Source organism: Aestuariivivens sp. NBU2969 (assembly GCF_019931125.1).
Taxonomy (GTDB): Bacteria; Bacteroidota; Bacteroidia; order Flavobacteriales; family Flavobacteriaceae; genus Aestuariivivens; species Aestuariivivens marinum.
Map to the genome: position 1 here is coordinate 210,847 of NZ_JAIOUU010000005.1, position 12,904 is coordinate 223,750.

Here is a 12,904-nt window from a genome sequence, read left to right on the forward strand (position 1 = left end):
AATAAGGTTTTGAAGCTACAAAAGTATTTTGTTTTTAATTGTATTAATCAATGTCTAAAACAACTTTAGTTGCCCATGTTTGTAACTGTTATGAAGTGTAGTGTTGAGCTTGGGCATCCCTTTATCATTAAAATATTTCTGCCTAGCCAATTTCACCAGATTGTTTATCTGTTCTGCTATTTGGCCTTCACCACGCATTCGTTTACCGTAACGACTGTCATTTAACGAGCCACCATGGCAACTTTTAATTTGGTTCAGTATTTTTTCAGATCGATCGGGCATGGTCTTTTTTACCCAATCTGTAAAAATCTCGCCAATAGCACCATTCAATCGTACTATAGTATGCGCAATAGATGATGCGCCGTGTTCTGAAGCAGCTTTAGCCAAGGGTAAAACCTCATGGCTGTTAATGGAGGGGATTAGTGGGGCCAACATGACATTTACAGGAATGCCATGGTCGCTTAATGTTTTAACCGTTTCCAAACGTTTATTAATGGTTGCCGTTCTGGGTTCAAGAATACGCCTTGTGTCCTCGGAAAGAGAGGTAATGGATACATTAACTGCTATCAATTGATCTTCCGAAAGGGCTTTTAAAATCTCCAAATCCCTTAATATCAATGCGTTTTTTGTAATTATGGTTACAGGGTGCTTATATTTTAAGAACACGTTTAAACATTTTCTGGTGATTTCAAATTGTTGCTCGGCAGGCTGATAACAATCGGTGTTGCCTGATAAAACAATGGGATGGGCTTTCCAGCTCTTCTTTTTCAGTAAAACTTCCAATAATTTTGGGGCGTCTTTCTTAACTAGAATACGTCGCTCAAAATCCAATCCGGCACTATAGCCCCAATATTCATGACTGTTTCTGGCATAACAATAGATACAGCCATGTTCGCAGCCTTGGTAAGGATTCATACTGTACATTAAACCCAAATCGGGACTATCCACTTTATTTACTATGGTCTTTGGGAAAACTGGCAGATAAAGTGTTTTGTTTTTATCGGCCGGTTCGCTTTCCTTTCTACAAAATTCCAAAAAGTCGTTACGTATTTCATGGCTCAGTTCGAAGAAACGATTAGGGACGTTAAGTTGTGCACCACGTCCTTTTATGGCATTTTTTTGGTTCATTGTAGTAAAATTATGGGTTGAATACTTAATAGAGAACACTTTAAAATTAGATATAATTTGAATGGTAAACTGTTAAAACAAAAACGGGTTATCAACAAATGTGGTTTTGTGTTGCCATAAAAAATGTCGAACTTAGTCTGCACCAGATATGTAGTGTATTTTACAAATTTTGAAATAGTGTCTGTTATGAATAAACCATCCATTTTTTTAATACTTTTTGCTTTTGTTTTTTTATCCTGTAGTAAAACGAAGTCAGAGGAAAGCCTCAAAGAAGTAAAACGTCCAAATATTATTTTGGTGTATATGGACGATATGGGTTATGGCGATTTGGAATGCTATGGAAATCCACTTATAAAGACCCCTAACATCAACAAAATGGCTCAGGAAGGCCTAAAGTTTACCTCGTTTTATGCGCCTAGTTCGGTCTGTACACCCTCCCGTGCGGGGTTGCTTACTGGGAGATATCCTGTTAGGAATGCACCAAACAATTTTGGTCCAGAATCTTCCACGGGTTTGCCTCTAACCGAGGTCACTATTGCCAATGTTTTAAAAGAAGCGGGATATAAAACGGGAGCGATTGGCAAATGGCACTTGGGACACTTGCCACAATACCTTCCTACCGCTCGGGGATTCGATTATTTTTTTGGTCTGCCCTATAGTAACGACATGATTTTACCTTGGTGCCCTTGGCTAACCGAAGATGACAGGTTGTATATGTATGAAAATGATAAGCCGATTAAGGAAATTGGAAAGCAGCAGAATCGTTTGATGCTCGATTATTCCGAAAAGGCAATAAACTTTATTAAGGAACACAAAAACGAACCTTTTTTCCTGTATTTGGCCCATGCCATGCCCCATTTGCCCATTAGTGCCCCGGAAGAATTTAAAAGTACTTCGCAAGCAGGCTTGTACGGCGATGTTATTGAAACTATAGATTGGACTATTGGCGAGCTTCTTAAAACCTTAAAGGAAAATAATTTAGAAGAAAATACCCTTGTTGTATTTACTAGCGATAATGGCCCTTGGCATAACTTGCCCGACCGTATGTTGGCCGATGGCGTGGAACGCTGGCATACAGGATCAGCGGGATTTTTTAGGGGCGCCAAAATGACAACTTATGAAGGTGGCTCCAGGGTACCTGCCATTATGTATTGGCCCAATACCATTAAAGAAAATCAAGTGAATAGAGATATCGTATCGGGGTTGGATTTGTTCCCAACATTTGTAGCCTTGGCGGAAAGCAAAATACCCAATCAATATCCTATAGATGGGGAAAACCTATTGGGGTTGATTAAGGAACAACAGCATTCACCACGTACGACATTGATGTACTGCTCGGGCAAGACCATTGAAGCCATTCGTGAGCAGGAATGGAAACTACGAATCACCGAAACCGATAGTGTACAACTCTTTAACTTAAATGAAGACCCAAGTGAACAATACAATCGTGCTGCTTCATTTCCAGAAAAAGTGCTACAGTTAAAATTAAAAATGAAGGCTTTTGCGAAAGAAACGGGATCGGAGGTTATTAGTGGGTTATAACTGTATACATTTGTTAATGTCGAAGGATCATTCATTCTGAGAGTGATTATACATCTCTTAAAGAGGGGATTCATATTTTTTGTTAGAAATGACCTAAATATCTAACATTGGTTATTTAATTTTTAGATTTTTGATTTTTATAACTGGAACAGGAGTTAAGTATTATTCCCCAGTAAAATCAGCCTTTCGTTTTTCTAAGAAAGCAGAGGTACCTTCCTTAAAATCTTTAGTGCCAAATGCATTTCCAAAGGCATTGATTTCGACCTTGTAGCCATCAACACCATCTTTATAATTGGCATTAATGGATTTAATGGCTGCTGCAATAGCAACTGGTGAGTTTCGGGAAATTTTAATAGCGAGTTTTTCGCATAGAGGTAAAAGATCTTCGTGAGATGTAACATGGTTTACCAAGCCATAACTTAGCGCTTGGTTGGCATCAATCATTCCAGCAGTCATTATAAGTTCCATAGCACGACCTTTACCAATGAGTTGTGGTAAGCGCTGTGTACCACCATAACCTGGGATAACCCCTAAAGACACCTCAGGTAAGCCCATTTTAGCATTATCGCTAGCTACCCTAAAATGACAGGCCATTGCCAATTCAAGTCCACCGCCTAATGCAAACCCATTAATTGCTGCAATAACAGGGGTGCTTAAATTTTCAACAAAATCGAATAAAAGTTGTTGCCCATTAGCAGCTAATAGCGTACCTTCTTCAGCATTAAAATGGGCAAATTCAGTAATATCAGCACCAGCAACAAAAGCCTTGTCGCCACCGCCAGTGACAATTATAACCTTGATATTTTTATCCTTATTGGCTGTATCAAACGCATCATGTAGTTCTTGTATCGTATCCTTGTTTAAGGCGTTTAATTTATTGGGACGGTTAACGATGATAATAGAGGTACTGTTATGGTTTTTGGAAATAATATTTTGGTAGTTCATGATGTTATGCTTTTGGGAATACTACTTTAAACATAGTGCCTTTGTCTTTCTGAGATTCAAAAGAAATGGAACCGTTATAGGTTTCAACAATGTTTTTAACCATTGCCAAGCCAAGCCCCATACCGCTTGATTTTGTAGTAAACTTAGGTTCAAATACCTTGTCCTTGTTTTCTTCTGGAACACCAGAACCATTATCGGTAACAGTTATAATCACATTGTTGTCCAGTTCGCTTACGTGGACTATAATTTGTGGAGTGTCAATTTTTGAAATGGCTTGTATTGCATTTTTAACCAAATTAGTAACCACTCGGATGAGCTGAGTTCTGTCGAACTTAGCAATAATTTCTTCGGCATCCCTAGTAAATATAATATATTCTTCGTTAAATATATCTAATGCTAATTTAACAATATTAACCACGTTTAAGGTTTCGTTTTGCTGCGCGGGCATTTTGGCAAAAGTAGAGAATGCCGATGCAATGGAGCTCATTGTATCGATTTGTTGGATTAAGGTTTTGCTATATTCATCTACTTTAGAGATGATAGTTGAGTCTTTTGGATCAAATTTTCGTTGAAAGTTTTGAACGGTCAAACGCATGGGAGTTAAAGGATTTTTAATCTCGTGCGCCACCTGTTTGGCCATTTCTCGCCAGGCCTGTTCACGCTCACTGGTCGCCAACTTAACAGCGCTCTCCTCCAACTCGTCAATCATACTGTTATAGGAGTTTACCAAAGTGGATATTTCTTCACTTGTATCGTCTATAACAATCTTTTCATTCCGTTTTTCCAGTCTAATAGTATTTATTTTGTCACTAATGGCTTTTAAGGATTTTGTAATGTATCTAGACAACCAAAAGGAAATTACTATGGCCATAATTAATACAAACAAATAGACAAAGCTTAAACGTGTTAGAAATTCGTTAAGTTCTCTTGCTAAAAAGTCGTCTCGTTCTAAATAAGGAAGATTTAAAATAGCTAAGGGCTTAAATTTTCTATCGGTGATATAAGTGTACGACGACAGATACGCTTCTCCATTTTCTTCATGTTTATCTACAAACCTATGGTCGGCAGTATTGGAAACGGCATTTAAAATTTCAGATCTTAAGCAATGGTGCAATGTGTCCTGTGCCAATATGGCCTTTGAGGACTTCAAAAGTGTGCCTTCTAAATCGTAAAGATTAATCTGTAAGGAGTGTATGTCGGCTATTTTATTAAGTTCATCTTTAAAGATGAGAGGTATTTTTTCTGTTAAAACTGGATATGAAGTTTCCTTGATAACATTTCCTAAATGTCGTTGTATGGCTCTTTCCTTACGCTGTAAACGTTGTTTATGGTAGTCTTTGGTCTCTTCGTTATATTGGTAAATAGCCACAAGCGCTATAATTATTGATGCCACAAGCACTAATAAAATCATAGCAATAAAAATGCGGGTACGTAAGGACAGGCTCTTAAGTTTCATTGGCATAAATATAACAATAATCACACCAACTCTTTTCCAAGAAATTCTAAAAAAATAAAACCAAAAACTAACAATTTATTTGTTTAGGGTATCGAATTTAAAATTCCCTCTAGGCTTCAGGATTTCGTTCCCTAATATTCTTATAAACTTTAAAACCTAACATAATAAGAACACCTAAAACCATTAGACCAATAATTCCCCAAACCCAATTTATTGTACTTTTTAAAATCGCCAAAAACACTACGGCAAATAAGATAAAGGTGGCGCCTTCATTCCAAATACGCATAAAGCTAGATGATTTATTTATTACATCTTGCTGCAGTTGCTTAAAATACTGATGCGTTTTTAAGTGATAAATAAAGAGCATTATCACAAAGACTAGCTTAACTTTCATCCAGCCATTGTATAGTAGGGGATAATTTAAAATTAGCAGAATAACAGCAAATATAGTCGCCAAAATAGCCGAAGGCCAAGTAATAATATACCACAAACGTTTGGCCATGAGTTTTAATTGCTTTCCAAGGATTTCCTTTTCTGGTAAAGGTTTATAAAAGGCTTCAATTTGATACACAAACAATCTTGGAATATAAAATAAGCCCGCAAACCAAGTAATAACAAAAATGAGATGGAAGGCTTTGATGTACTGGTAGTATTCTAAAAATTCATCCATAATTATATAGTTTAAACATTGATATTGGACCATTTGTTTATCCAATTCGCCAATAATTCAACAAATTCTTGGTCGTCATTTAAACAAGGGATTGTGGTATATGAATTGCCTCCCATTTCATGAAAAATCTCCTGACCTTCCATTGCAATTTCTTCTAGAGTTTCTAAACAATCACTAACAAAAGCAGGAGTAACAATAGCCATATTTTTAATACCTTGTTTTGCCAAACGTTCAATGGTACGATCGGTATACGGTTGCAACCACGGATCGAAGCCCAATCGCGATTGAAATGAAGTTGAGTAAGAACCTTCCTTTAAATCAAGCTTTTTTGCAACCAATCTAGTAACTTCCATACATTGGTGTCTATAGCAAAACTCATGGGCATTACTTGGAGTAACACAGCATTTACCATCAATTCTGCAATGCGATTTGGTGACATCGCTTTTTCGAATATGGCGTTCTGGAACACCATGGTAAGAAAAGAGTAAATGCTCGTATGGTTTATTTTCTAAATGTGTCTTAATGGAGTTTGAGAGTACTTTAATGTAATCGGGATTGTTGTAAAATGCAGGAACAGTTTCTGTTTTTAACTGTGGGAAATGAGTTTGCCTTATTTTTTCAGCTAAAACTAATATGGTTTCGGTAGTCGCCATTGCAAATTGCGGATAAAGAGGAAACAACAACACTTCATCTACCCCTTTATCAACCAACTCCCGGAATCCTTTTTCAATGGTCATACTGCCATAACGCATCGCCAAAGCTACTGGTACATCAACTTCTTTTTGTACTTTCTTTTTAAGTCTTTCAGAGATGACTATAAGCGGACTGCCTTCTTCCCACCATATTTTTTTATAGGCTGCAGCAGAGGCTTTAGGTCTTGTTTTTAAAATAATGCCCCTTACCAGTAAAGCTCTGGCAGTGTAGGGGATATCTATAACCCGTTCGTCCATTAAAAATTCGCCCAAATATTTTTTTACATCCTTTGGTTCAGGGCTATCGGGTGAACCTAGGTTTACGAGTAAAATTCCTTTCATTTATAACTAATTCAAAGACATTAAATACTTTTTTGGTGTAGTGCCATACTTTTTCTTAAAAGCAGCTATAAAATGGCTCGCTGTACTATAGCCCACTTTATGCCCTACTTCATTAACGTTGTTCTCACCAGATTCTAATAACTTGCGGGCAAATTCCATTTTATAATCAAACAAAAAACTAAATACTGAATCCCCATAAATCTGTTTGAATCCTTCTTTTAATTTTTTAATATTTAAACCAATTTCATCAGCCAAATCCTGTAATGTAGGAGGTTCGGCCATTCGCGCTACAATTATATCCTTGGCTTTCCTTATTTTAATTACATTAGTCTCATCGACCAAAAATGGACACTGCTCCACATCAGCCTCTTCGCTTCTGTTAAAATACAGACTTAGTAATTCGTATGCTTTTCCTTTAAAATATAGGCTTTTAATTGATGAATTAAGGCTGTAGTTAATCATTTGGTTTAATACTATGGCCATTGATGGTGAAATAATACCGTCCTTATAATATTTTTTGTCCTTATTATCAGCATTTAAAAACGAAATATAATCGGCTTCTTCTGAGAACAAACTATGAAATTTTTTAATGGTAATTAGGATGGAAACAATCCATGAATTGGGATCCAATTGTAGGTCAATGGGTAAATTTCGTTGCGGATTGTATAATAATAAGGAGTTTTCTTCAGGAATATCCAAAACATAACTTCCTTGGTTAAAAACAAACTTGGTTGTGCCTTTTATACAAAAGTGAAACTGGATAAAATCGCTATCTATTTCTTTTGTAAGATTTTGAGCGACATTTTTTTCGTTTTTATGAGTTAAAATTAAAAAGCCAACATCTATTTTAGTCTCTTCAAAAGATCTTTCAGCGATATTTTCTAAGTTAATTTTTTTATCCATTTTCGAAATTTATTTAGATTGATTCTAAATATAAGACTTCAAAACCATTGAATTCACTACAAAAGTATGACATTTATCATATTATTTTAAAAAAAATGTTTAAAAAACAACAAGCGACATTAAAAGTTCTTTCATCGTTATTTTTTTTTAAACTATCATTCTACATTTGTTTTGATTATCAGGAATTATATCATGGATAAGTACAATATTTCACGTAGTAATTACTTTTATGCCATTGGATTAAGTTACAAAAAGGCCGATGCGCATATTAGAGGTCGTTTTAGTTTAAATGAAGACGGCAAAGAAAAACTACTTCACCAAGCGAATGAGAGTGGTATCGAAAGTCTTATAGTAACTTCCACATGTAACCGTACTGAAATTTACGGATTTGCCCAACACCCTTTTCAACTTATAAAATTGCTTTGCGATAATACAGAAGGAACCGTAGAGGAGTTTCAAAAGGTAGCTTACATCTATAAAAACCAGGAGGCTATTGCTCATATGTTTCGTGTAGGTTCTGGATTAGATAGCCAAATATTGGGTGATTTCGAAATTATAAGTCAGTTAAAGACAAGTGCCCGTATATCAAAAACAATTGGTTTACTGAACCATTTTACAGAACGTTTGGTGAATGCAGTGATACAGGCCAGTAAACGTATTAAAACAGAAACCGATATTTCTTCTGGAGCTACATCGGTATCTTTTGCTTCGGTACAATACATATTTAATACTATGGAAGATGTTACCAATAAAAATATACTTTTGTTTGGTACTGGTAAAATTGGAAGAAACACCTGTGAAAATTTGGTAAAGCACACCAAAAATGAGCATATTACTCTTATTAACCGCACTAAGGATAAGGCCGAAAAAATTGCTGGTAAATTCAACTTATTGGTTAAGGATTATGCTAATTTACAGGAGGAAATAAGCTATGCTGATATTTTAATTGTGGCTACTGGAGCTCAACGGCCTACCATTGACAAACATCTCCTTCAATTAAAAAAACCTTTGTTGATTTTAGATTTATCAATACCAAAAAATGTTAATGAAAATGTAAGGGAATTAGAAAAAGTGTCGCTCGTTCATCTTGATCATTTATCGCAAATTACAGATGAAACGTTGGAAAAACGTCGTGAACATATTCCTTTAGCAGAGTCTATCATAGAAGAGGTTAAAGCAGAATTTAACTGTTGGTTGGAAACACGAAAATTTGTGCCCACCATTAAAGCATTAAAGCATAAGTTAAGCGATTTTGCTGCCGCAGAGTTGGAGACACAGCGTAAAAAACTAACTGATTTTAACGAGACTCAAGCTGAATTGATCAGTAACAATATTATTCAAAAAATAACCAATCACTTTGCCCATCATTTAAAGGAAGATGGTGTTTCTACAGATGAAAGCCTCGAACTTATTAAAAAAGTGTTTCAGTTAGAAGAACTTTCAAAAACCAATGTCTAAAATTATAAGAATCGGCACGCGCGATAGTGAATTGGCATTATGGCAAGCCAAAACTGTACAGCAACAACTTGAGCATTTAGGATATAAAACTAAATTAGTTCCTGTAAAGTCTACCGGAGATATTGTTTTGGATAAGCCTCTTTACGACTTAGGTATTACAGGTATTTTTACACGTACTTTAGATATCGCAATGCTCAACCACGATATTGATATTGCAGTACATTCCCTTAAAGATGTTCCTACTGTTTTACCAAAGGGTATTGCTCAGGTGGCTGTTTTGAAACGAGGAAATGTTAACGATACCTTGGTTTTTAAAACCAATGAAGAATTTTTAGGTGCCAAACATGCCGTTATTGCTACAGGAAGTTTACGTCGTAGAGCCCAATGGCTTAACCGATACCCTACACATACTGTTGAAGACTTAAGGGGGAATGTAAACTCCAGATTGCAAAAACTAAAGAAAAATACCAACTGGGACGCTGCTATTTTTGCTGCAGCGGGTATTGGTAGAATAGGTATTCGTCCAGAGCAATCTATCAACCTTAACTGGATGGTACCAGCACCTGCACAAGGTGCTATTATGATAACGGCTTTGGCAGAAGATGAATTTGCAAGATCTGCCTGTGCTGGATTAAATCATGAGGAAACCGAAATTTGTACCACTATTGAACGTGAGTTTTTAAACAAACTGGAAGGCGGTTGTACGGCACCCATTGGAGCATTGGCACAAATAAAAAATGATGAAGTGTCCTTTAAAGGCGTTCTACTAAGTATCGATGGCTCTAAGAAAATAGAAGTCTCACGAATTGAAAAATTGGGGAAGCATAAGGATTTAGCCTCCTTTTGTGCCAATTATATTATAGAACGTGGGGGCAAGCGTTTAATGGATTCAATAAGGCAATCCAATAAAACCGTAAATATATATTCTACAAAATCGCTTAGTGAAGAACAAAGGCTGTTACTGCATGAAAAAGTGGTAGTCGAAAGTAGTGATTTCATAAAAATAAGCTTAAACCGCATTCATCCACAGGTAATGAAAAATGAATTACAAAATGTTATTATTACGAGTAAAAATGCTGTAGAAGCACTATTGCACAATTTTTCTAACATCGAATTGCAGTTCAAAAATATTTATTGTGTGGGTCGTAGGACGAAAAGATTAGTTGAAAATAGAATAGGCCCAGTAAAACATGCAGAAAAAAATGCCAAAAAGTTAGCCGAATATTTGGTTGAGTTTATAGATGGTACCGAAGTAACCTATTTCTGTAGTGATTTAAGGTTGGATGATTTGCCCAATATTCTGGAACAAAACCATATTAAGGTTAACGAAATTGAAGCCTACCAGACCAAATATGATGGTGCTAAAGTAGATGATACTGTTGAAGGTGTTATGTTTTATAGTCCATCTACAGTTGAAAGTTATGTGCAAAAAAATCCTAAAGAGATTATTGCGTTTTGCATAGGGGAAACCACTGCCAAAGAAGCACAAAAACATTTTAGTGATGTAAGAGTTGCTAAAGTACCTACGGTAGAAAGCGTGATTGAATTAGTGAACGAACATTATATATAATTATCATTACTAGTAACATAGCGACATGCTAAACTATATAAATAAACCGATTGCCAAAGTAAAATTTTTTGCTTTGCAATGACTTTAAAATAAAATATGATAAAAAACGATTTATTTTTAAGAGCATTAAAAGGAGAAACTGTCAATCGTCCTCCTGTATGGATGATGCGTCAAGCAGGACGATATTTACCTGAATTTATGGCTATTCGTGAAAAATACGACTTTTTTACTAGATGTCGAACACCAGAATTAGCTAGTGAAATTACGGTACAGCCTATTCGTCGTTATGGTATGGATGCTGCTATATTGTTTAGTGATATTTTGGTCATTCCCCAAGCGATGAATATTGAGGTACAAATGAAACCTAACTTTGGTCCTTATTTACCAAATCCTATACGTACTTCTAAAGATGTAAATGAGGTTATTGTTCCAGACGTAACCGAAGAATTGGATTATGTTTACCAAGCTATAAAAGCAACCAAGGAATTATTGAGCGATGAAATTCCATTAATTGGCTTTGCTGGTTCACCGTGGACCATCCTATGCTATTGTGTACAAGGACAGGGTAGTAAGACCTTCGATAAAGCTAAGGAGTTTTGTTTTACTAATCCCATAGCTGCCCATCAATTGCTTCAAAAAATAACCGATACCACCATCGCTTATTTAAAGGAGAAAGTAAAAGCTGGCTGTAATGCCGTTCAGGTTTTCGATTCATGGGGAGGTATGTTAAGTCCTATAGATTATCAAGAGTTTTCTTGGCAATACATCAATCAAATTATTGAAGCCTTAAAAGATAATGCACCTGTAATTGCCTTTGGTAAAGGCTGCTGGTTTGCTTTAAACGACATGGCTAAATCCAACGCTTCGGCACTGGGTGTCGATTGGACATGCTCTGCACAAAATGCACGTTATTTAACTGGAGGAAATATAACGTTACAGGGTAATTTTGATCCAGCTCGGTTATTGTCCCCACCCTCTGAAATAAAGCGAATGGTACATCAAATGATAAATGAGTTTGGAAAGGATAAATACATTGTAAATTTAGGTCACGGGATTTTACCCAATGTACCATTGGAAAACGCCAAAGCCTTTATTGATGCTGTAAAAGAATACCATGCTTAAAAACATAGTTATAGGAATTAAAGCCTATTTTGGTGTCTTTGGGTTGATTTCAAAGCTCAAGCTTTGGAAATATTTTGCAGTTCCTATGTTAATAAGTTTAATAACGGCAGTAGCTATTTTTGGAATGGCCTATGGTTTGTCAGATAATGTTGTGGATTATATAACTAGCATTTTTCGATCTTGGAATAGTTATGAATGGGTAAAAACTACCTTTCGAATTCTTACTGGACTTATAATAATTGTTATTGGCTTAATCCTTTTTAAACACATTATTATGGCATTATCAGCGCCATTTATGAGCCCGGTATCCGAAAAAATAGAAGCTTATTTAGCAGGAAGCACATCACTTCCACACAGAAATACGACGTTTTTACAACAGTTATGGCGAGGCATTCGTATTAACAGCAGGAACTTGTTTATGGAGTTACTGTTAACCATTCCCATTCTATTATTGAAGTTTATTCCTGTGGTTAATATTTTTTCAACGGTTCTCTTGTTTTTGGTGCAGTCCTATTATGCTGGTTTTGGTAATATGGATTACACTTTAGAACGTCATTTTAGGTATGGAGAAAGTTTGAAATTTGTTCGACAGCATAGAGGTCTAGCCATAGGCAACGGCATTGTATTTATATTACTATTAATAATACCTTTAATTGGGGTTGTTTTGGTATTGCCCCTTTCGGTTACTGCAGCTTCGTTAAAAACAGTTGAAGCATTAGAACTAAAACACAAGCCCAATGCTACTTCGTTTTGAAAATTACTATATAGTACCTATTCAAATTAAGGATGCATATCCTATTTATGATTTTGTTATAGCTAACGAAGACCGACTAAAAATGTATTTCCCTTTAACATTAAAGAAAAATTTAACGCCTGAACTATCAAAGATTTTTGTTAAAAAAAAAGTAAGGAAGTTTCGAAAAAACATGGAGTTTTTATATACTATAAATGAAAATAACATCAAAGAATTGTTAGGATTAATTTATTGAGTTATTAAGTTACGTTCTGTTTTATTTGATTCCAATATATAGGTTTTTTATTAATCATTCTCATAATGGAATTGTGCCAAATATTTT

11 protein-coding genes are annotated in these 12,904 nt (G+C 35.6%); 5 read left to right on the forward strand and 6 right to left on the reverse strand.

Translation table 11 applies throughout. From position 1 onward, the window contains the following. Positions 1-54: 54 nt before the first annotated feature. On the reverse strand, positions 55-1,128 hold the full coding sequence (locus K7G79_RS06270) for a PA0069 family radical SAM protein (protein WP_223550223.1): 1,074 nt from the start codon (positions 1,126-1,128) through the stop codon (positions 55-57). 186 nt (positions 1,129-1,314) lie between these two features. Between K7G79_RS06270 and K7G79_RS06275 the strand changes: the two genes are divergently transcribed. Continuing rightward, entirely contained in the window at positions 1,315-2,670 is a 1,356-nt protein-coding gene (locus tag K7G79_RS06275; RefSeq protein WP_223550225.1) for a sulfatase, read from the forward strand. 162 nt (positions 2,671-2,832) lie between these two features. On the opposite strand, the gene K7G79_RS06280 is transcribed toward K7G79_RS06275, so the two are convergent. The 5 genes from K7G79_RS06280 to K7G79_RS06300 form a co-directional block, all read right to left on the reverse strand. After that, positions 2,833-3,615: an enoyl-CoA hydratase/isomerase family protein gene (locus K7G79_RS06280; RefSeq protein ID WP_223550226.1), complete on the reverse strand. Its 783-nt coding sequence runs from the start codon at positions 3,613-3,615 to the stop codon at positions 2,833-2,835. A gap of 4 nt (positions 3,616-3,619) precedes the next feature. Then, complete coding sequence (locus K7G79_RS06285; protein ID WP_223550228.1) at positions 3,620-5,071, reverse strand: ATP-binding protein; 1,452 nt, start codon at positions 5,069-5,071, stop codon at positions 3,620-3,622. Between the two features lie 109 nt (positions 5,072-5,180). Beyond that, positions 5,181-5,741 (reverse strand): CopD family protein, encoded by a 561-nt coding sequence (locus K7G79_RS06290; protein ID WP_223550230.1) that lies wholly within the window; start codon positions 5,739-5,741, stop codon positions 5,181-5,183. Positions 5,742-5,752: 11 nt separating this feature from the next. Further along, positions 5,753-6,775 (reverse strand): ferrochelatase, encoded by a 1,023-nt coding sequence (hemH, locus tag K7G79_RS06295; protein WP_223550232.1) that lies wholly within the window; start codon positions 6,773-6,775, stop codon positions 5,753-5,755. Between the two features lie 6 nt (positions 6,776-6,781). Further along, on the reverse strand, positions 6,782-7,678 hold the full coding sequence (locus K7G79_RS06300) for a helix-turn-helix transcriptional regulator (protein WP_223550234.1): 897 nt from the start codon (positions 7,676-7,678) through the stop codon (positions 6,782-6,784). Positions 7,679-7,870: 192 nt separating this feature from the next. Between K7G79_RS06300 and hemA the strand changes: the two genes are divergently transcribed. From hemA to K7G79_RS06320, 4 genes are all read left to right on the forward strand, one after another. Then, positions 7,871-9,136 carry a glutamyl-tRNA reductase gene (gene hemA / locus K7G79_RS06305; protein WP_223550235.1) on the forward strand — a complete coding sequence of 422 codons (1,266 nt, stop codon included), beginning with the start codon at positions 7,871-7,873 and terminating at the stop codon, positions 9,134-9,136. Then, positions 9,129-10,706 (forward strand): hydroxymethylbilane synthase, encoded by a 1,578-nt coding sequence (gene hemC / locus K7G79_RS06310; protein ID WP_223550237.1) that lies wholly within the window; start codon positions 9,129-9,131, stop codon positions 10,704-10,706. The genes hemA and hemC overlap by 8 nt, the downstream gene beginning before the upstream one ends. 96 nt (positions 10,707-10,802) lie before the next feature. Beyond that, a complete protein-coding gene (gene hemE / locus K7G79_RS06315; RefSeq protein WP_223550239.1) occupies positions 10,803-11,828 on the forward strand; it encodes a uroporphyrinogen decarboxylase in 1,026 nt (341 codons plus the stop codon). After that, positions 11,821-12,582 carry an EI24 domain-containing protein gene (locus K7G79_RS06320; protein ID WP_223550240.1) on the forward strand — a complete coding sequence of 254 codons (762 nt, stop codon included), beginning with the start codon at positions 11,821-11,823 and terminating at the stop codon, positions 12,580-12,582. Before hemE ends, K7G79_RS06320 begins: the two co-directional genes overlap by 8 nt. Positions 12,583-12,904 lie beyond the last annotated feature (322 nt).